Here is a 21,138-nt window from a genome sequence, read left to right on the forward strand (position 1 = left end):
CCACTAATCTTATTGAAAATCTGAATGGGAAAATTAGAAAGTACACCAAAAATAAGCTATCATTTCCAAATGATGATGCACTGAAAAAATCTGTCTATCTGGCCATTAACGAAATCGAAAAGAAATGGTACCAACCTATTTGGAATTGGGCATTGATATTTAACCAATTTATTACTATATTTGAAAACAGGATTCAAGTATAAAACCCGAATCCTGAAGTTTTCTATTTACACAAAATTGTGGACAGTGCCGGAAAATAAAAACTTGCTCTTCGCGTTCCATATTAATTACTAGTACTTTTGATAATTTTGATATGACAATAACTATGTAGCCAAAGTTTTATATGTTTTAGGTAAAACTTCCTCTTTTCTTGCCGTACTTTGGGAGCCGCATATTTATTATTTATAAGCTTGGCATAGTGCATTGCTTGGGTATAATCTCCTATATGTTTATATTCGCTATACAGTTGATGATAATATTTATTTAAAGCATGATAATATGATTCTGTAGGTGAGAGCTTAAATTTTTTAATATAAAAAGAGGTAATGTCAATAGTTGATAAAATGAACTTTTCATTTTTGATTATATCTTTGGAATGACTTGCTGATTCTTCTAGTATCCGATATACACTAGTAACTTCCGGGATAAATTTTATTTTATAATGGTAATTTATCCATAGCCACATAGGATAGTCTCCCATAAGCCAGTTCTTTTTTTGCGGTTCTATGTCATCTATATATTCTATCATGGCTTGTGTTCTTATGCAAGTGGTTAGTGCTGGTATCCGGTTATATGTAAGTAAATCGTAATACTCATTATATTCTTCTCCAAATAGATATTCTTCTATTTTCATCTTACTTTGGTTATATACTTGGCTAAGTGTATAGACCATTCCGTAGTCGGGATTCTTTTCTAAAAAATCTACTTGTTTCTGCAGTTTGAGTGGATCTGTCCAATAATCATCCCCTTCACATAACGCTACATATTTTCCTCGAATTGCTTGGTTTACAATTCGCGCTAACGAGCCATCATGTTTAGAGTATTGATTTTCTGTCTCCAAAATAGCATGAATATTAGAATATTTCTCGGCATATTCACGAATAATCTCTGCCGTTTTATCCGTAGAGGCATCATCGTGTATTATTATCTCAAATGGGAAATTTGTTTTTTGCATAACAAATCCATCTAGACATTGGCGAATGTACTGTTCATGATTATAGGTCAAACATCTGATACTGGCAAGTGGGAGCGTATTTCTCATTTTTCTTAAAGTAAATTATTGATTATAATTTTCCATTCCCATTTTCCCATAAAGAGGGTGAAAATAAAAATATAATCTAGTAAGTGTTAATATTTAGTTTCAACAATAAAGGAAAAATTATTGTGGATACAAAAGTTGGTAATTTCTGCGGGTTATATTTTTTAGCTACATAGTGTAGTCTTTATTTTCTCCCCATAGTTTTTTGAATGGCTGGGTTTCCATATCCTTTTTAAAATCCAGTAGATAGTCTTTCCAACTGTATTGGGGAATATATTGTAATTGTTTTATTGTCTTGCTGATATCTAATACAAATTGTTGGGAACTTCTTTTTTCAGGACAATGGATAATAGGTGATGGATGTTCTTTAGGGGAGAAAACTTCTACTATTCCTTGAATTCTTTCTTTTAAAGTTGAACCACCACTTCCTGCGTTGTAAATACCACCGTCAAGAGGGGATTCCACACATTTATCTATTATTTGTAAGAAATCCTTAATACAAATAGTCTCTAGTAACCGCTCAGGATCTCCCCACATTTCTATTGGCTCCCCTTTAATTGCTTGTTGTATCAAATATCGGTCTGAAATAAGGCATTTTACCCCATCTGTGTAAGTATATGGGTTAGGGTGAAACATATATATTCGAGGAAGACGTAAAATAAAGCGTTTGATTCCATACATATGATAATAATGCTCGATTAAATCAACTGCTGCCATTTTAGCTATGACGTATATTGCATGGTCACCTGTCATTGGGGCCTTGCGTATGGCATCGGGAGATATAGGAATTTTACTCCCAAATAAATAGCTGATATCAAATAGAGATTGCGGAAATATAATTTTGTGCGCACCACATTGCCGGGTATATTCCAGAACATTAAGGGTTCCTTTGGCAATAGAGTCTATATATTTATGTGGAGTGTATCCTTCCATAGTGGCGGGAAGTGCACCGGCAAAGTGCAATACTGTATTGATACCTGATTGAGGAAGCCGCCTAAATTGTTCCATATTTTCTATGTCCAACGAGTAATATGGGACATTATAGTCTCCGAAAAAGCCATTGTCTGATTTTCTATGTCCAACAGCATATACCTGATAGCCTTTTTGCTGCAAATGAGTGGTTATGTGGGCTCCAAGCGTTCCTGTTGCGCCAAATACAATTACTTTTTTATTCATATATGTTGATTTTTATTTTTTTAAGATACATGGATTCGCTGGTCTGCTTGATATATGATATATCCGGAACGGTCTTGCGACTTTTTAAGTTCCTGTAAGGGACCTTTATCAATATGATATTTGACAGCCCACTCTGCATTTTTATTGTTTTCAATAAATGCTCTTATATAAGATACTTCTTTACTCAAAAAATAAACTCCGGAACATTTGTGAAAAGACCACTTGGGGATATTAAACTCACCAAGTGCGACTTCTATCATGCCTTTTACATAATCATATCCTGTGCTTAGTTTTACTAAATCATATGAGATAAAATCTCCTCCACCACGAGCACCAACTTCAATGAAAAAAATATTTCCATTTTGATCTATCTTGAACTCTGTATGTGAAGCGCCGTTATTAATTCCAATAGCGTTTAATATATTGCAAGTCGCATATTTAAGTTTTTCCTGAATATCGAGAGAAAGAGTAGAAGGTTGGTGGTGAGCTGTTTCGACGAAATAGGGGGCCCCGGTTGTTTCTTTATCCGTGATAGTTAAAACGTAATGCTTACTATGGAATGAAATAGATTCGACAGAGACCTCTTTGCCTTCTATATATTCTTCAATCAGTATACAATTGGCAAGAGAAGCTTGCGAAGCCCTGTTTAGTGCTTGTGTGAGATCTTCTCTTTTATTGACTTTGGTGACTCCGTTACTGCATGAACCGTCTATAGGTTTGACTATTACCGGATAAAATGAGGGTAGGTATCCGGATTGATAAAGTGTGTAAGTAGGTTGTTGGCAAGCTTTTTGATGGGATACCTTCTCACGCATCTGAAACTTATTGCGTGCATTTAATGCTACTTCATAAGGGATTCCGTTTAAATCAAGGAGTTCTGCTACATACGCTGCAGTAGGAACTGCAATCTCTAATGCGTTGGAAATAATTCCATTTATTTTTTCTTTTTGACAAATTACTGCAATCTGTTCTTTATCAACAATAGATATATCATAATAATGATCTGCATAGTTTTTGCAATAGGCTCCTTGGCTCCATGCAAAACAGTACGTTTCAAGCCCCATTTCTTTTGCTTTCAGAAATAACGGAAGATGAGGCTCACTTGCTCCAAGTATAGCAATTTTTTTCATCTTATTCAGTAATGATTTTTACCCACGAGTTGATACACGACATCATTTTATGTTGCTGTTGTTCGTTATTGAAACTTACTACTAATGTTCCTATGGCGTCATTTGCCCCATTAAATGAATGAATAAGGTCGCCAGGCTGAACCCATAAGTCTGTTTCGATAATATGGTTTTCCTTCATATTCTGTTCTATTTGGATATCCTTGAATATTCCTGTCCTGTCCGCATGCAGAATGATTTCAGACCAATAACCGTTGTAAACACAAGGAGCTATAGGGGGGATTATTTCCCCAACGGCTGCACGTACGGCATTTTTTATAAGATCGGTTTCTGTTGCATAACGTAGCATTTCTGATAGGCGATTGCCACCTCCACGAGGGGAAACTTCCATGATATAGGCTTTTCCGTCTGTTCCAACTCGTGTTTCTATATTATATATTGAAGTGTTCATATGTAACAATTGTAGCAATCGTTGTATTTCAGAAGATAAAAATTCCCGGTTTCTATCAAGCATTGAAGAAGGCCAACTGTAGGCGGAGGGAGTATAAGGATTGGTAGCTTTATTATCAAAATATTGGTCGGAAAAGGAGATGAATTTTAATTCTCCATTTATCGAGAATGCATCGGAATCCGACGAATATCCTTGTTGTTCAATAAATTCTTCAACAATAAAACGATGAGAAAAGGAATTTTTCAAAGCATATGTTATAGCTTTTTCTAGATCTGTGGTTTTATCTATTCGGGAGACTCCTTTACTACCAGCAGAATCAACAGGTTTTACAATAATAGGCCATTGAAATGATTCTATGTCGGATAATGCTTCTTCTATACTATTATAACCACGAGATTTCGGAGTATTAAATCCGTTCTTTTCAAGGAAGCTCCGGAAAAGAGCTTTGTTTTGGAGGATTTGTACAGAGGTATATGGGTTACCGGGCAATCCAAGTTTGTCACAGACATATGCGGCAGTTAAAACTCCGGGATCTACTGCAAAAGACATTATGCCGTTAATCTTTAATTCTTTGGCTAATTCCAATACAGCATTTTTATCTGTGATACTTATATTGTGATATTCATCTGCATATTTGTGAGCTACGTTATGAGGCAGGTAGTCGCATGTAATTACATAGTATCCTAATTCATGAGCAGCTTGGATAACAGGAATTAAATACCTCAGTCCACCTAACATCAAAATTTTTTTCTGGTTGTTAGCCATTGTTCATTATAAGTTTTAATATACGTTCAATATCATTTTCTTTTAAAGCATGGTGCATGGGCAAGCAAATAACTTTATTGGCCATTTCTGTTGCAATAGGTAAATTTTCAGGTTTGGCTGATTCTAATCCGCGATATGTTGAAAATGTACTAATGAGTGGATAAAAGTAGCGCCTTCCCCATATGTTGTGTTCCTTCATTTTTATGTAGAGTTCATCTCTTGTCATTCCATAAATATTTTCGTTTATAAAAATAGGAAAGTAAGAATAGTTGTGGCGGACTTTTGGCATATCTTCAAAAAATGTCACTCCCGGAACAGTTGCTAGTATCTCACGATATTGGATGGCAGTTTGTCGGCGTTTAGAAATTGCCTGATCTACAATTTTAAGATTTAGTAGTCCGAAAGCAGCGCGTACTTCATCCATTTTGCTGTTGATACCGGGAGCTACTACTTCTGTCTCATTGGCAAATCCAAAATTCTTTAAATAGTCAATTCTTTTTTTTGTTTGTTCATCATGCATAATGAGAGCTCCGCCTTCCAAGGTGTTAAATACTTTAGTGGCGTGGAAACTTAGTGTTGACATGTTACCTGCTTTCAGAATACTTTCTCCATTAACTTCTACTCCAAAAGCGTGCGCCGCATCATAAATGACTTTAAGCCCATACTTGTCGGCTATTTCTTGAATTCTTTTTGTATTGCATGGTTTGCCGTATACATGTACAGGCATGATGGCTGTTGTCCGGGGAGTTATGGCTGCTTCAATTTTATCAGGATCTAGATTGCAGGTTGTAGGCTCGATATCAACGAATACAGGTTTGATTCCATTCCACCAAAGAGCATGTGTGGTGGCAACAAAACTGAAAGGGGTTGTAATGACTTCGCCTGTTATACGCATTGCTTGTAGAGCGGTAATTAAAGGTAATGTGCCATTGGTAAATAAAGACAGATAGGGTACCTTTAAATAAGTAGCAAGCTCTTTTTCTAATTTTTTGTGGAAAGAGCCGTTGTTTGTCAAAATTGCACTTTCCCAGATTTCTTTTAAAGAGGATGAAAAATCATCTAAAGAAGGTAACAAGGGAGAAGTTACATATATAGGGGGCTCTGTCATTGTGTTATAGTATTTAATATTGGATATTATATTTTCGCAAATATAGTCAGATTATTGTATTTATCAAAATGTATTTTTTAATTAATATATCTATTCCCTTTTTTGAAATAAGACATATATAAGTTGAATAAATAGTTGTTGAAAAATTAGGCGTACATTGGATGTTGGCTGACTTTGCAAAAGAATATAAAAAACTGGATTTATCACCAGTATCTAAAAACTGGGAGAGGAACGCCCGGGGCTGCAGTACAAAAGTACTATAATTATGGGATACAACAAAATATTCTTTGAAAAAGTTTTTTCTAACAAAAGGATGGAACGATATTTCAAGCTTTATCCACAAGATGAAGCTAGAGCTATATTGCACTACCAATGTAATTTATGTTTGGCTGAGTCCTTTTATGTTAGCTTATCTGTGTTTGAGGTAACTTTACGCAATGCTTTGGGCCGTGAACTCGAAATGATGACAGGGCGGCAGGATTGGTACGCTATATTCCCGAATACACCCGGATTGACCAATTTGAACAGATATATTACCCAAGCCAATAAACAGATTGCAGGTCGACACGAAAGTGCTACACCTTCAAAAATAATAGCGGAATTGACCTTAGGATTTTGGGTGTCGCTTCTGAATAGTGAGTATGAAAGAATATTGTGGAAAGACTTGCGAAGAGCTTTTTCCGTTTATGCTCAAAAAGCAGAGGCAGCGTAAGAATGTATCTGCACCACTGAACACCTTTTGAATTTTTCGCAACCAAGTATTTCATAATGAATCAATTTGCTGGAACTTACAGCGGGTAGAGGAAATACATCAAGAAATGCTCACCGTAATGGGGTGGATAAACAAAGATGTTCCTATATGGATGCAACAAGTTGACCGTTTTCAAGAGGTATGCAAAGGAATACGGGATACGATGGGATGGAGGTAAACATACATAGAGAATGAGTGGCTTGTTTATAATATCCTGACAATAAAATATTGTCAGGATATTAGACATAAATAGGAGCATTTACTGAATATCCCTAAACAGATTGAAGTTACTATTTCCTGAGTCGTCCTCGTCGTTTTGGCAAAAGTTTGCTTATTTCTACGCTTGAAACCTACTTTCAAGGAAAGCGGGAACTCTTTGAAGGCTGATTCATACTAGATGCATTTTGATTCTTCATCTCTCATATCTCTCATAAATTAACATAATCCTTTAATTTACAACAAACTATATTATGAGAGATGCAGAAATCTAAAGTATCTCTCATACTTTTCTCCTGCATCTCTCATAGATTTCCGATTTATCTCTCATAATATCCTGTAGCCGGAACGTAGATGGGCTGTGTCGGTTTTCCGATATTTTTCAACTTGCCTTCCGCTTTCAACCGACGGAGTTGCCGTGCCGCCATGCTTTGGGTGAATTCACAAAGCGATTGCATTCTGGAGCGTGTCAAGGCGACATTGGTTACAAAATATTCCGTCAATTTATTATCTATTTCTTCTTGGGAAAGGGAAGCGGAGTGTGGTTTGTATTTTGAGCGTCGCACATGAGTAGCTATACATGAACTTCTTAGATCTCTATCGGCTTGGAAGCGAATGGACTTAAATTTCACTTTATCAGCACGTGTGCCGAGCGAATGTACCGGTTCGGTTGTTTGCAAAGTGATTTGAAAATAACCGATTCCGTCTAAATGTACTCTTTCTCCTTCGCGGAGATGATTTCCCATGCATCTGCTCAATTCCATTAACATAGCTTCTACTTCTGATTTCCCGAAAGTAGTTGCCTGATGAATTTCCATTGCCAACCTTTGAGAAGTGACATGCTGAAAATTAACCACTCTTGGGTGGTAACTTGGTTCTTCCCCTTCTTTTTCCGGTTGGGGATTCTTGTAAAACTCGAATTGTATTGCCATTTCTGTTTTGATTTAATGGTGATTTATATGTCAGGCTACTTATGTTGTTGGCATATCTTGCCTTTGTTTTCGGATAATTCTACGGCATTATAATCGTTCCACTCTAGTGAATGGTTCTGTGCACTATTGTGAACGGTACTGTTCACTAGAGTAGACGGATCTGATCACTGGAGTGGAACGGTTGCAATGCTTCATCAAAGATACGACATTTGGAGCTGGAAAACAAGAGATTAGTCAGTTGTTTTCATATGAAATACTGTAAGCTGTTTTGTGGAATACAGCTTGTTGGGAGAAGGAGGGGGGAGGAAGTATGAGAGATATGAGAGATGGGGTACGAGATTTCTTGTTAGTATACTGTCGGAACGGTATTCGAGGTGTCGAGACGATACATTTGCTTCTGTGAAATATTTGCAGTACATTTGTGTCTATAAACAACAGCCCTACACCACACATGCAGGACAAATAAATAAAATAATGAGAATAACACAGGTGAGAGACGATGGCAAGGTGAATACACTGCGTACGTTGAGAATTGAGCAGCTCGTGGAGCTGATGAAAGTGGAAACCAAAGCACAGCCCGTCTCAAAAATGAGAGAAGTCCTGCCCTATATGCTTCCCGGTGATAAAAACGACTATGTTCAGAAAGTGCCGAAACTGCTTCCTGCTGCCGCCTTTGTCCGTAAAAACGGGATGATGGTTATGGCGGAATACAATGGAATTGTAATGATTCAGGTGAATAATCTGTCGGGGCCTATGGAGGCCGATGAGGTGAAGAAGTGGGTGAAAGAACTCCCGCAAACGTATCTGGCATTTGTCGGTTCTTCCGGGAAGTCTGTCAAGATCTGGGTACGTTTTACTTATCCTGACGATCTTTTGCCGGTTACCCGTGAACAAGCGGAATTATTTCATGCGCACGCTTATCGGCTGGCGGTGAAGTTCTACCAACCTCAATTTCCTTTTCATATTGAACTGAAAGAGCCTTCGTTGGAACAGTATTGTCGCCTGACTTTCGATCCGGAGCTGTATTTCAATCCCGAATCAATGCCGATTTACATGAAGCAGCCTGTATCTATGCCCGGCGAAACGACTTATCGTGAACAGGTACAGACGGAGGCTTCCCCTTTACAACGGCTTGCGCCCGGATATGAAAGTCATGAAGCGCTTTCCGTTCTGTTCGAAGCGGCTTTTGCGCGGGCGCTGGAGGAACAGGAGGAATTTCAGCCGGACGGAGATATACATTCGTTGCTGGTTGCCCTTGCGGGACATTGTTTCCGTGCAGGTATTCCCGAAGAGGATACGGTACGGTGGTCGCGCGCTCATTATCACTTGCCGAAAGATGATTTTCTGATTCGGGAGACGGTGAAGAATGTCTATCGTTCCGGACGTGGGTTTGCCGATAAAAGCAGTCTGCTTCCCGAACAGATATTTGTTATGCAGATGGATGAATTTATGAAACGCCGCTATGAGTTTCGTTTCAACCAGTTAACTACACAGGTGGAATGTCGGGAGCGGAATACCTTTAATTTCTATTTTCATCCGGTGGACAAACGGCAGATGGCAAGCATTACGATGAATGCGCAGTACGAGGGGCTTAAGCTTTGGGACAAGGATGTGGTGCGTTATCTGAATTCCGATCATGTTCCTGTGTATCAACCAGCTGAAGAATTTCTTTATGACCTTCCCCATTGGGATGGGAAGGATCATATTGGAGATCTGGCAAAACGGGTGCCTTGCGACAATCCTCATTGGCCGCATTTGTTTCGCCGTTGGTTTCTCAGCATGGTGGCGCATTGGCGTGGAATGATGAGGAAGAATTATGCGAATAGCACTTCACCGATATTGGTTGGTCCGCAGGCATACAGGAAATCTACGTTCTGTCGCTTGATTCTGCCACCGTGTCTGCAAGCTTATTACACGGATAGCATTGATTTCAGCCGGAAGCGGGATGCGGAACTGTACCTGAATCGTTTCCTGTTGATTAATATGGATGAATTCGACCAGATCAGCATTGCTCAACAGCCTTTCCTAAAGCATATTCTGCAAAAACCGGTTGTGAATACAAGGCGTCCCAATGCTTCGGCGGTGGAGGAACTTCGGCGCTATGCTTCTTTTATCGGTACGAGTAATCATAAGGACTTGTTGACGGACACTTCCGGCAGCCGCCGCTATATCGCTGTCGAGGTGACGGGAGTGATAGATGTTGTCCGTCCTATTGATTACGAACAGCTTTACGCGCAAGCGATGGCGGCATTATATAAGAATGAACGGTATTGGTTTGACGAGCGGGATGAGGCCATCATGACGGAGGCCAATCAGGAATTTGAGCAGTCGCCCGCTATTGAACAGTTGTTTCAAGTGTATTATCGGGCGGCAGGAAAGGAGGAAGAAGGCGAATGGTTGCTTGCTGCGGATATATTGCAACGTATACAGAAAGCCGCCAAAATGAAATTCTCCTTCGGACAAGCCACCCATTTCGGGCGTATCCTGCGACGGTTGGGAGTAGAGTCGTTCAGGAAAACACATGGGGTGTATTATCATGTGGTGGCTTTGGAGTGATATGATTGTTTAATATGTGCATTTTTGTTTTATTTCTTTTTATGTAGGGAATGGACTTTATTATTTTATAATAATTATCTTTGCACGATCTTCCATTATAAGTGGATATCAAATAGAAAGCTAATTGACAATGATATTATTAAGTTTTGACACAGAGGAGTTTGATGTACCCCGTGAACATGGAGTGGACTTTCCGTTGGATAAGGCAATGGAAGTATCGGTTTATGGTACGAACAAGATACTGGACTGTCTGAAAAAGAATGGGGTGCGGGCTACTTTTTTCTGTACAAGCAACTTTGCGGAGAATGCTCCGGAGGTGATGCACCGTATTATGGATGAAGGGCATGAAGTGGCGGCTCATGGGTGTGACCATTGGCAGCCTCAGGCTTCGGATGTCAGTCGTTCCAAAGAGATACTCGAACGGTTGACGGGGAGGAAGATAGAGGGGTATCGCCAGCCGCGTATGTTTCCGGTGTCCGATGAAGAAATAGAGCGGATGGGATATCTGTATAATTCTTCATTGAATCCGGCGTTTATTCCCGGCAGATATATGCATCTTTCTGAGCCGCGTACTTGCTTTATGACGGGTAAAGTTCTTCAAATTCCTGCGTCGGTGACTCCGTGGATACGTTTTCCGCTATTCTGGTTGTCTTGCCATAATCTTCCGGTGAAGTTGTACCAATGGATGGCAAACAGGGTGCTGAAGCACGACGGCTATTTTGTGACCTATTTCCACCCGTGGGAGTTTTATCCATTGAATGAACATCCCGAATTTAAAATGCCGTTTATTATCCGTAATCATTCCGGCAAAGGGATGGAAGAACGGCTGGATCTGCTGATCCGTAATTTCAAGGAGAAGAGAGCCGATTTTCTGACGTACTCGGAATTTGCGAAAATGAAACGGACAGAACTAACTAAATAGAACGAGAAATGATTAAATTGGCAATTGTGTCTCCCTGCTATAATGAGGAAGAAGTGTTGGAACAGTCAGCCGCCTGTTTGACAGCCTTGTTTGATGAGCTGGTTGGGAAGGAAAAGATCAGTGCGGACAGCTTCGTGCTTTTTGTAAATGATGGTAGCAAGGACCGTACGTGGAACATTATCAAGAAGCTGCATAAGGAAAATCCTTACGTGAAAGGAATGAATCTGGCGCGGAACGTAGGTCACCAGAGTGCTATCATGGCAGGGATGATGACTGCCAAAGACTGGAGTGACGCTGTTGTTACCATTGATGCGGATTTGCAGGATGACTTGAATGCGATAGAGGAAATGATTGATGCTTATACAGCCGGTTACGATGTGGTGTACGGAGTGAAGGTCTCCCGCCAGGCCGACCCGTTGTTGAAACGTCTTTCCGCTACGGCTTTCTACAAACTGCAACGCAGGATGGGAGTGGAATCCATTTATAACCATGCCGATTTCCGCTTTCTGAGCCGGAGGGTACTGGAACAGTTGTCACATTATCAAGAGCGTAATCTATACCTGCGCGGCATTATTCCTCTGCTGGGCTTTCCTTCCACTACGGTGGACGATGTGATTCGGGAACGCACAGCCGGAAGCTCTAAATATACTCTGCGGAAAATGCTGGGACTGGCTCTCGACGGAATAACCTCATTCTCGGTGAAGCCGATTTATGGCATTGTCTATTTGGGTATTATCTTTGTCTTTATCAGCATTCTGATCGGTTTTTATGTCCTTTATTCGTTGATTGCGGGAACGGCGGAACATGGCTGGGCCTCTCTGATGTTGTCCGTATGGTTTGTAGGCGGTGTCGTCCTGATGTCAATCGGTGCGGTAGGGCTGTACATCGGAAAGATATATAAAGAGGTGAAACATCGTCCGCTTTATAATGTAGAAGAGGTGTTATGCGATGAGGATAAACAAAGTCATTAAAGAGACATGGGAACAACACCCGGACTGGCAGGAGAAATTCTGGCAGTTTATGCGTTTTGGCATCGTCGGTACGATATCTTCGGCGATTCACTATGGCGTATATTGTCTGGTACTGTTGGTGGCCAATCCGACGCTTTCTTTTACGGCAGGTTATGCGGTCGGATTTGTCTGTAACTATTTTCTAACTACATTCTTTACATTCCGTTCCAAGCCTTCATCGCGCAACGCTGTCGGGTTTGGCTTTAGTCATTTACTTAATTATCTGCTTGAGGTAGGTTTGCTGAACCTTTTCCTGTGGATCGGATTCGGCGAGTTTCTCGCTCCTATATTGGTGCTTATCGTAGTCGTTCCCATCAATTTCCTGATTCTTCATTTCGTATATACTTATAAAAATAAACAGTAGGTCTGCTTTCAGAACTATTCATAAAAAGAAAAAGCTATTATGAAACGTTTTCTAAATCTTATTGTATATATACTTTCCGTGCATCTTTCCGCACTGATAATCACCGGATTGTTTAGAGGGGTATTGTTCATTTCTTCTTACCATCAACTGACTGCCGAAGCACTGTCTGATAAAAGTCTGTCATTGATAGCATTTATACATGGAGTATGGTTCGATAACGTGATAGGTTGTTACATATTACTGCTTCCGCTGACGGTAGCTGTAGCCTGTGGGCTTTGCAACTGTTATGGGAGGGCTTTATTCCGTTTCTTCACTATCTTCTTCGGTGTCTTTTATGGGTTGGTTTATCTGATCAGTGCGGCTGATATTCCTTATTTCGCCTACTTTTTCAAGCATATCAATTCTTCCATTTTCGAATGGTTCGGTTATGCGGGTACTACTGCGGGGATGATATTGGGAGAGACTTCCTATTATTTGTCCATTGCCTTATTCCTGCTCTTTCTGATTGGCTTTGTTGTGTGGATTGCCTTTCTTGGCCGGTATTTCCGTCACCGTTGCCTGTCTGCTCCCGGTTCATTCCCTTGCTTGCAACGAAGTGTTGCGGGTTTGGTAGGGCTTGGCTTGATCGGGCTTTGTGTATTTGGCATTAGGGGACGTACAGGCTATAATCCGATCAAGGTAAGTGCCGCCTATTTCTGTCAGGATGCCTTTTTGAATCAGTTGGGGGTCAGTCCGACCTTTAATTTGTTGACGAGCGTGCTGGACGACCGACGGCCGGAAAACAGATATCTGCATCTGATGGATGAACAGGAAGCGCTGGAAAAAGTAAAAGCTTTGTTAGCACGGCCGGGTGAACCGGATGTCTCTCCGTTGGCGGTTTATCGGCATAATTCACAGGATAGCGTATCGCGACGCCGTCCCAATGTGGTATTGATTATGATGGAGTCGATGTCGTCCAATTTCATGAAACGTTTCGGGCAGTCACAGAATCTGACTCCTTTTTTGGATAGCCTGTATGCCTGTTCCCTTAGTTTCCCCAACTTTTATTCGGCGGGGATTCATACCAATCATGGTTTGTACGCTACTTTATATTCTTTTCCTGCTATGATGAAACGGAACTTGATGAAAGGTTCGGTGATTCCCCATTATTCGGGATTGCCTACGGTATTGAAGGAGAATGGATATCATAATCTGTTTTTTATGACACATGAAGGGCAGTACGATAATATGAATGCCTTTTTCAGGACGAACGGTTTTGATGAGGTCTTTGCTCAGGAAGATTATCCGTCAGAGAAGGTTGTGAATAGTTTTGGAGTACAGGATGATTTCTTATACGACTATGCTATTCCGGTTTTGAATCGGACGGCAGACGAAGGGCAACCGTTTTTCGCTACCTTATTGTCAATCAGCAATCATCCGCCTTATGTAATACCTCCTTATTTCCATCCCCGAACGGACAAACCGGAAACTCAGATTGTGGAATATGCGGACTGGGCTTTGCGTAAATTTTTCGAAGAAGCGCGCAAACAGTCGTGGTTTGAGAATACGATATTCGTGTTGGAGGGAGATCATGGCAAATTGGTTGGGGATGCGGAGTGTGAACTTCCGCAATCGTATAATCATATCCCGTTGATGATTTATTCCAGCAGTATAACTCCAGCGGAACATATGGCTTTTGGTGGACAAATAGACATACAGCCTACGGTATTGGGACTGTTGGGTATTGATTATTTGCAGAATAATTTCGGAGTGGACTTGTTGAAAGAAGAACGTCCGTGTATGTTTTATACAGCCGATAATATGATTGTAGGCCGTAATGCGACTCAGTTGTATATGTACAATTATGAGACGAATCAGGAATTTACCTATCATACCGATAATGGGAAGCTGGTTCACGTCCCGATGGATGATAGTTTTCTGCCCTTGAAAGAATATAGTTTTTCCATGCTCCAGTCAGCGGAATATCTGGTGAAGCATGGAAAAACAGTGAATTCATCCGAGACTACTTTTTGATGAATTTGTATATCTCGGCAGTCTGGCGAAGAACGGGTTTGGGTGATTGATAGATCCGTTCGAACTGGTAGCCTTCCTTTTCGAACTCGGGAAGATTCCGTTCCGCATCCTGCATTCCTATTAGCAGGAACCCTTCCGAAGGACGGTCTTTGTAGAAATTTCCGATCCGGTTTCCCAGGTAGAAGTTGATTTCAAAATAGTGTACAGGGTCACCTATGGAGCGTACACCGGCCTCGATAAATTCGTAAAGCGTGCCTGCGCTTGCCGGTACTACCCGGTCTATCTCCGTAGCAACGGATTTTACCGATTTTGAATTGAGAATAGGTGGCTGGTAAGCTCCGTCCAGTGCGATATACATTCCCATAGTCAGTGCAACGATGGCATAGAGGAATCGGTTGCTGAGTGTATATTTGCGTTGATAGAACCACCAGCAGATGCCAAGCAATGTAGGAATGGCAATTAATATGAAAGAGCCGATTCCGTTAATGTTCTGTATGGCATGCAGGAAATTGATGTTGTTCTGCGCATGACGGCCTTGAAAGATTGTTTCCGGGATAAGACCGCATTTCACGGCAATGAAACAGGCAAACAATAGTAAACTCAGTACGGCGAGGATACTACCGTATACTTTTATCACTTTAGAGCGTTTCTTCACCAGATAGAATAAATATTTTGCCAGGAAGTATGCGATGAAAGGATAAATAGGCATTAGGTATACGCTACGTTTACTTTGCGGTATGCAATAGAATATGAATGTGGCAACTATGCTGGTAAGAGCGAACAAATCCACCGGATCCATATTCTTGATCCATGCGGTAAAGCGTTTCCACCAGGCAGCCGGCTGGATACTGAATTTATGATAGGTGAGACTGAAAAGAGAAAGCAGTGCCAATAACGTCCAAGGTACATAACCGGCAAACAGGGTTACGAAGTTGTAATGCCAGGGATTCACGCAGGAGTCGTAACTCATTGTGTTGGTCATACGTCCGAAGTTCTCTTCCATGACTAATGCAAGGAATTCTTCTCCCCCTTGTTGGTAAGCGGCTATGTACCAACAGAACGGCAAGATGAGTGAAAGGATGGCCCATGCGGAAAGGAGAAGGAAAGCCCTGAAGAAGTTTACTCCTCTGAGCAGAAGGAATACACCTGTAACCAGACAGGGGATGATAGTGCCTACCGGACCTTTGGTCAACGTTCCCAAACTCATAAGAAGGATAGCCAGCCAGGGAATGCCTTTAAGCCCTTTCTCGTACCATCTGTAAAAACAATATAACGCACAGACGGTGAGGGCTGTCAGCACCATATCCACCCGGCAGTTGGCTCCGGCACGATGCAACTCGAAGTTGGTCAAGGTGATGAATGCGGTGAGCAGCGCCACTTCCGTTCCTTTTCTTTTGGCGAAGAAAAGAAAGCCGAAAAGAGTCATGGAGATTAGCGCGATGGCCGATGGCAAACGGGAAGTCATCTCCGTAACCTGACCACCGTTCAATGTTGAAACGGCTGCAATAGTCCAATGGAAGAAAGGTGGTTTGTAGGGTATCTCTCCTCCATTATTTCTCGGCAAAATCCAGTTGTCGCTTTCCAACATAGAATAGGATACAATCGATTCGCGGGGCTCGCCTTTGGTGTGATACTCCGGCAGCCCGAGAAAAGGAAGGATCGTTACTACGCAAATGACTAATAGTAGCCAGAAAGCTTTGTTAGAAGTCAATGTTTTCATATTTATTTGTTTTGAATTTTATATCATATTTATTTTCTTCCGAAGTCCGCCGGGATTTCTCCCCATTCTTTCGTTTCCCATTTGAGGATACGGGTAGTGTAGGTATTCGTGCTCAGCCACCTTTCCGCCCGTTCTATCAATTGAAATAGTGCTTCTGTTTCCTCATTTCGGGGGAGTTTGGTCTTGCACTTCTTTTGTCGTACCCAACTGATGGCATTGACACTGTCGCTATAAATGGGCATATCGAATCCTTTCTGTTTCAATAGCGCCAGTCCGTGCACGATAGCTAAAAATTCTCCGATATTATTCGTTCCTTTCATCGGACCGAAATGGAAGATCTCTTGTCGGCTGGCTATGTGTACACCGCGATACTCCATAGGGCCGGGATTTCCACTGCAAGCCGCGTCTACCGCCAGGCTATTGTCTATCACGGAAGGAGGCAACAGGTCGGAGGATATCTTTTCATTTTTCTTTTTTGCGTTTTTTCCTATATAAGCGTATGGTGAGGCTGAGAGTGCGCGTTCGGCTTCTTCGCGGGTGTCGAAAGATTTATATTTGGCGCCTTCATACCCTTTGATTTGGAGCTGGCAATCCGTCCAGGAGGTATAAACTCCGGGAGTGACGCCTTCCCATACTACGTAGAATTTCTGTTTAGCCATAAAAGATAATGGTTTATTCGGCTGCGAAGGTACGAATATATTCTCTAACTGAACAAGTTAGTAGAGTTACTTGTTATAAAAAAAAGAGAGTTTAAGAAATATCATATATAAGAAAGGATATATTATGGAAAGATCTTTTAGTGAAGCATTAAAACATCGTCGGACTTACTATTCAATTACTAATCAATCACCTATATCCGATCAGGAAATCGAGTGTATCGTGAGTACGGTTGTTCGTCACGTGCCTTCGGCATTTAATTCTCAGTCCACACGCGTGGTGTTACTGCTGGGTGAGTCTCACAAGAAATTGTGGAAAATCGTGAAAGACGCTTTGAAGAAGATTGTGCCGGCAGACGCCTTTGTGAAAACAGAGGAGAAGATAGACCACTCATTTGCCTGTGGATATGGAACTGTGTTGTTCTTTGAAGATCAGAAAGTAGTCAAAGGGCTTCAGGAAGCTTTTCCCTCCTATCAGGAAAACTTTCCGGGATGGTCGCTGCAAACTTCCGCCATGCACCAACTGGCTATGTGGACAATGCTGGAAGATGTGGGCTTCGGAGCGTCATTGCAACATTATAACCCGTTGATTGACGAGGAAGTGCGTCGGACATGGAACTTGCCGGAGCATTGGCACTTGATTGCCGAAATGCCGTTCGGGCTTCCTGCCGAAAAACCGGGAGAAAAAGAATTCCAACCACTCGAAGAAAGAGTGAAAATCTTTAAATAATGAAATAAATGACTAATTTTGCAGGTAAAATTAGTCATTTATGATTCGTATCTTCCTTACCGGCTATATGGGCGCCGGAAAAACGACATTGGGCAAGGCTTTTGCCCGCAAGATGAATATACCGTTCATTGATCTGGATTGGTATATCGAAGAGCGTTTCCACAAAACGGTGGGAGAGTTATTCACAGAACGGGGTGAGGCCGGATTCAGGGAGCTGGAGAGGAATATGCTTCATGAGGTAGCCGAGTTCGAGAATGTGGTAATCTCTACGGGTGGGGGAGCGCCTTGTTTTTTTGATAATATGGAGTTTATGAATCGGGCAGGTAAGACGGTTTTTCTGGATGTGCATCCCGATGTGCTGTTCAGACGCTTGCGTGTGGCCAAGCAGCAGCGTCCCATCCTTCAGGGAAAAGAAGATGACGAGTTGAAAACTTTTATCATACAGGCACTTGAAAAACGCGCGCCTTTTTATCATCAGGCACATTATATCTTTAATGCGGACGAATTGGAAGACCGATGGCAGATTGAAACATCGGTGCAACGTTTGCAACAACTTCTCGGATTATAGCATAATTGAACGAATTAATAAGCAATTAATTGGCAAGATGTAGATAAATCTGTATTTTTGCCCTCCAATTATTTACTAAAAATACTGAATTACAGAAAAATGAGAAAGTGGCGTATTGAAGATTCTGAGGAACTCTACAACATCACAGGTTGGGGGACCTCCTACTTTGGTATTAATGACAAAGGACATGTCGTTGTTACACCGCGTAAAGACGGAGTGACTGTCGATCTGAAAGAATTGGTTGACGAGTTGCAGTTGCGGGATGTGGCAGCCCCTATGCTGGTACGTTTCCCGGATATTCTGGACAACCGTATTGAAAAGATGTCGTCTTGTTTCAAACAGGCGGCTGAGGAATACGGGTATAAAGCGCAGAACTTTATTATCTATCCGATCAAGGTCAACCAGATGCGCCCTGTAGTGGAGGAAATTATCAGTCACGGAAAGAAGTTCAATCTTGGACTGGAAGCCGGTTCCAAGCCTGAGCTCCATGCGGTGATTGCCGTCAATACGGATTCCGACTCATTGATTGTCTGCAATGGTTATAAAGACGAAAGTTATATAGAACTGGCTTTGCTTGCCCAGAAAATGGGTAAACGTATCTTCCTCGTTGTGGAGAAGATGAACGAGCTGAAGCTGATAGCGAAGATGGCAAAACAGCTGAATGTGGAACCCAACATCGGTATCCGTATCAAACTCGCTTCTTCCGGTAGCGGAAAGTGGGAAGAGTCGGGAGGAGATGCCAGCAAGTTCGGCTTGACTTCCAGTGAGTTGCTCGAAGCACTCGATTTTCTGGAAAGTAAGGGCATGAAGGATTGTCTGAAGTTGATTCATTTCCATATCGGAAGTCAGGTGACGAAGATCCGCCGCATCAAGACCGCCTTGCGTGAGGCTTCACAGTTCTATGTGCAACTTCATTCGATGGGATTCAAGGTCGAGTTCGTCGATATCGGTGGCGGATTGGGAGTCGATTATGACGGAACACGTTCATCCAGCAGTGAGGGGAGTGTCAATTATTCGATCCAGGAATATGTGAACGATTCGATTTCCACTTTGGTGGACGTGAGTGACAAAAACGGTATCCCGCATCCGAACATCATAACAGAGAGTGGCCGTGCCTTGACGGCGCATCATTCGGTACTTATTTTTGAGGTGCTCGAAACGGCTACCTTGCCCGAATGGGACGATGAAGAGGAGATTGCTCCGGATGCACATGAACTGGTGCAGGAATTGTATGCCATTTGGGATACACTGAACCAGAATAAGATGTTGGAGGCTTGGCATGATGCGCAGCAGATCAGGGAAGAGGCGTTGGATTTGTTTAGTCATGGAATCGTGGACTTGAAGACCCGTGCGCAGATCGAGCGTCTGTACTGGTCGATCACTCGTGAGATCAATCAGATTGCCGGTGGTTTGAAACATGCGCCTGATGAATTCCGGGGATTGTCTAAGCTGTTGGCGGATAAATACTTCTGTAACTTCTCATTGTTCCAGTCACTGCCGGACTCTTGGGCGATTGACCAGATATTCCCGATTATGCCTATACAGCGGTTGGATGAAAAGCCCGAACGTTCGGCTACTTTGCAGGATATAACCTGTGACTCGGACGGTAAGATTGCCAACTTTATTTCTACGCGTAATGTAGCTCATTATCTGCCTGTACATGCTTTGAAGAAAACGGAGCCTTATTATGTCGCTGTTTTCCTGGTGGGGGCTTATCAGGAGATTTTGGGAGATATGCATAATTTGTTCGGTGACACGAATGCCGTACACGTTTCGGTGAATGAGAAGGGATACAGTATCGAACAGATTATTGATGGAGAAACGGTAGCGGAAGTATTGGATTATGTGCAATACAGTCCGAAGAAACTGGTACGTACACTCGAAACTTGGGTGACGAAATCGGTGAAAGAGGGTAAGATCTCTTTGGAAGAGGGAAAAGAATTTCTTTCCAACTACCGTTCGGGACTTTATGGATATACGTATTTGGAATAATAATGAGAGAAAAACTAACAGTAATTAAGGTGGGTGGCAAAATCGTAGAAGAGGAAGCCACCCTTCGTCAGTTGTTAAATGACTTTGCTGCCATTGAAGGACACAAAGTGCTGGTTCACGGCGGCGGTCGGTCGGCTACAAAGATTGCCGCACAACTGGGCATTGAAAGCAAAATGGTGAATGGTCGCCGTATTACTGATGTGGAGACATTGAAAGTGGTAACTATGGTGTATGGCGGTTTGGTCAATAAGAGTATTGTTGCCGGACTGCAGGCGCGTGGAGTGAATGCACTCGGATTGACCGGGGCGGATATGAATGTGATCCGGTCGGTGAAACGTCCGGTCAAGGATGTGGATTACGGATTTGTTGGGGATGTGGAAAAGGTGGATGCAACTTTACTGTCGGATTTGATACACAAAGGAGTTGTTCCGGTGATGGCTCCGTTGACACATGACGGACAGGGAAATATGCTGAATACCAATGCGGATACGATTGCCGGAGAGACGGCTAAGGCTTTGTCGGCACTGTTTGATGTGACGTTGGTGTATTGTTTCGAAAAGAAAGGAGTGCTGCGTGACGAGAACGATGACGATAGTGTGATTCCGCAGATTACCCGTGCCGAATTCGAACAATACGTAGCCGACGGCGTTATTCAAGGCGGTATGATTCCGAAGTTGGAGAACTCTTTTGAAGCAATAAATGCGGGGGTGTCGGAAGTGATAATCACCTTAGCGTCAGCGATTAACGACAATGGAGGAACAAAAATAAAAAAATAATTCAAAAAAAAGTAGTGGGCGCCTGTAACTTTTCGTATCCTAGCCCG

The 21,138-nt window shown here is 42.0% G+C and carries 19 protein-coding genes and 1 pseudogene; 12 read left to right on the top strand and 8 right to left on the bottom strand.

From position 1 onward, the window contains the following. Positions 1 to 203, top strand: a 203-nt coding sequence (locus tag BACFIN_RS04900; RefSeq protein ID WP_007756285.1) for an IS256 family transposase, incomplete at its 5' end; no start/stop codon positions are given. Positions 204 to 283: 80 nt separating this feature from the next. Here BACFIN_RS04900 and BACFIN_RS04895 read toward each other — a convergent pair. The 5 genes from BACFIN_RS04895 to BACFIN_RS04875 all read right to left on the bottom strand — a co-directional run bounded on the left by BACFIN_RS04895 (position 284) and on the right by BACFIN_RS04875 (position 5,885). Beyond that, complete coding sequence (locus BACFIN_RS04895; protein ID WP_022274929.1) at positions 284 to 1,261, bottom strand: glycosyltransferase family 2 protein; 978 nt, start codon at positions 1,259 to 1,261, stop codon at positions 284 to 286. Positions 1,262 to 1,426: 165 nt separating this feature from the next. Then, positions 1,427 to 2,434, bottom strand: a complete 1,008-nt coding sequence (locus BACFIN_RS04890) for an NAD-dependent epimerase/dehydratase family protein (RefSeq protein ID WP_007756400.1) — start codon at positions 2,432 to 2,434, stop codon at positions 1,427 to 1,429. Between the two features lie 20 nt (positions 2,435 to 2,454). Continuing rightward, positions 2,455 to 3,564 carry an ATP-grasp domain-containing protein gene (locus tag BACFIN_RS04885; RefSeq protein ID WP_007756401.1) on the bottom strand — a complete coding sequence of 370 codons (1,110 nt, stop codon included), beginning with the start codon at positions 3,562 to 3,564 and terminating at the stop codon, positions 2,455 to 2,457. A 1-nt stretch (position 3,565) separates the two neighbouring features. Further along, positions 3,566 to 4,777, bottom strand: coding sequence for an ATP-grasp domain-containing protein (locus BACFIN_RS04880; RefSeq protein ID WP_007756402.1), 1,212 nt, complete (start codon positions 4,775 to 4,777; stop codon positions 3,566 to 3,568). Beyond that, the gene (locus BACFIN_RS04875) at positions 4,770 to 5,885 is read right to left on the bottom strand and encodes a DegT/DnrJ/EryC1/StrS family aminotransferase (RefSeq protein WP_007756403.1); all 1,116 of its coding nucleotides are present in this window, start codon (positions 5,883 to 5,885) and stop codon (positions 4,770 to 4,772) included. The genes BACFIN_RS04880 and BACFIN_RS04875 overlap by 8 nt, the downstream gene beginning before the upstream one ends. Before the next feature lie 265 nt (positions 5,886 to 6,150). On the opposite strand from BACFIN_RS04875, the gene BACFIN_RS23425 reads away from it, so the two are divergent. Together BACFIN_RS23425 and BACFIN_RS21945 are read left to right on the top strand one after the other, a co-directional pair. Next, a complete protein-coding gene (locus tag BACFIN_RS23425; protein WP_007756406.1) occupies positions 6,151 to 6,597 on the top strand; it encodes a hypothetical protein in 447 nt (148 codons plus the stop codon). A 324-nt stretch (positions 6,598 to 6,921) separates the two neighbouring features. Beyond that, positions 6,922 to 7,020: pseudogene (locus tag BACFIN_RS21945) on the top strand (AAA family ATPase); the annotation flags it as partial. A gap of 152 nt (positions 7,021 to 7,172) precedes the next feature. Here the strand turns inward: BACFIN_RS21945 and BACFIN_RS04870 are convergent. Beyond that, entirely contained in the window at positions 7,173 to 7,784 is a 612-nt protein-coding gene (locus BACFIN_RS04870; RefSeq protein WP_007756408.1) for an HU family DNA-binding protein, read from the bottom strand. Positions 7,785 to 8,258: 474 nt separating this feature from the next. Here BACFIN_RS04870 and BACFIN_RS04865 point away from each other — a divergent pair, with 474 nt between their 5' ends. From BACFIN_RS04865 to BACFIN_RS04845, 5 genes are all read left to right on the top strand, one after another. Further along, a complete protein-coding gene (locus BACFIN_RS04865; RefSeq protein ID WP_022274918.1) occupies positions 8,259 to 10,340 on the top strand; it encodes a BT4734/BF3469 family protein in 2,082 nt (693 codons plus the stop codon). A 130-nt stretch (positions 10,341 to 10,470) separates the two neighbouring features. Further along, a complete protein-coding gene (locus BACFIN_RS04860) occupies positions 10,471 to 11,262 on the top strand; it encodes a polysaccharide deacetylase family protein (protein ID WP_007756413.1) in 792 nt (263 codons plus the stop codon). Positions 11,263 to 11,270: 8 nt separating this feature from the next. Beyond that, on the top strand, positions 11,271 to 12,233 hold the full coding sequence (locus BACFIN_RS04855) for a glycosyltransferase family 2 protein (protein ID WP_007756415.1): 963 nt from the start codon (positions 11,271 to 11,273) through the stop codon (positions 12,231 to 12,233). Continuing rightward, positions 12,211 to 12,636 carry a GtrA family protein gene (locus tag BACFIN_RS04850; RefSeq protein WP_007756417.1) on the top strand — a complete coding sequence of 142 codons (426 nt, stop codon included), beginning with the start codon at positions 12,211 to 12,213 and terminating at the stop codon, positions 12,634 to 12,636. Before BACFIN_RS04855 ends, BACFIN_RS04850 begins: the two co-directional genes overlap by 23 nt. A 39-nt stretch (positions 12,637 to 12,675) precedes the next feature. Next, a complete protein-coding gene (locus BACFIN_RS04845; protein ID WP_007756418.1) occupies positions 12,676 to 14,649 on the top strand; it encodes an LTA synthase family protein in 1,974 nt (657 codons plus the stop codon). On the opposite strand, the gene BACFIN_RS04840 is transcribed toward BACFIN_RS04845, so the two are convergent. Together BACFIN_RS04840 and BACFIN_RS04835 are read right to left on the bottom strand one after the other, a co-directional pair. After that, entirely contained in the window at positions 14,639 to 16,369 is a 1,731-nt protein-coding gene (locus BACFIN_RS04840) for an ArnT family glycosyltransferase (protein ID WP_007756420.1), read from the bottom strand. The two genes, BACFIN_RS04845 and BACFIN_RS04840, sit on opposite strands and share 11 nt — an antisense overlap. A 29-nt stretch (positions 16,370 to 16,398) precedes the next feature. Continuing rightward, positions 16,399 to 17,028 carry a ribonuclease H1 domain-containing protein gene (locus tag BACFIN_RS04835; RefSeq protein ID WP_007756422.1) on the bottom strand — a complete coding sequence of 210 codons (630 nt, stop codon included), beginning with the start codon at positions 17,026 to 17,028 and terminating at the stop codon, positions 16,399 to 16,401. A gap of 124 nt (positions 17,029 to 17,152) precedes the next feature. Here BACFIN_RS04835 and BACFIN_RS04830 point away from each other — a divergent pair, with 124 nt between their 5' ends. The 4 genes from BACFIN_RS04830 to argB all read left to right on the top strand — a co-directional run bounded on the left by BACFIN_RS04830 (position 17,153) and on the right by argB (position 21,091). Then, positions 17,153 to 17,755 (top strand): nitroreductase family protein, encoded by a 603-nt coding sequence (locus BACFIN_RS04830; RefSeq protein WP_007756427.1) that lies wholly within the window; start codon positions 17,153 to 17,155, stop codon positions 17,753 to 17,755. Positions 17,756 to 17,795: 40 nt separating this feature from the next. Continuing rightward, positions 17,796 to 18,323, top strand: coding sequence for a shikimate kinase (locus BACFIN_RS04825; RefSeq protein WP_007756430.1), 528 nt, complete (start codon positions 17,796 to 17,798; stop codon positions 18,321 to 18,323). A gap of 99 nt (positions 18,324 to 18,422) precedes the next feature. Next, complete coding sequence (gene speA / locus BACFIN_RS04820) at positions 18,423 to 20,315, top strand: biosynthetic arginine decarboxylase (RefSeq protein WP_007756434.1); 1,893 nt, start codon at positions 18,423 to 18,425, stop codon at positions 20,313 to 20,315. Positions 20,316 to 20,317: 2 nt separating this feature from the next. Next, positions 20,318 to 21,091: an acetylglutamate kinase gene (gene argB, locus BACFIN_RS04815; protein WP_007756439.1), complete on the top strand. Its 774-nt coding sequence runs from the start codon at positions 20,318 to 20,320 to the stop codon at positions 21,089 to 21,091. Positions 21,092 to 21,138 lie beyond the last annotated feature (47 nt).

It is taken from the genome of Bacteroides finegoldii DSM 17565 (assembly GCF_000156195.1).
Taxonomy (GTDB): Bacteria; Bacteroidota; Bacteroidia; order Bacteroidales; family Bacteroidaceae; genus Bacteroides; species Bacteroides finegoldii.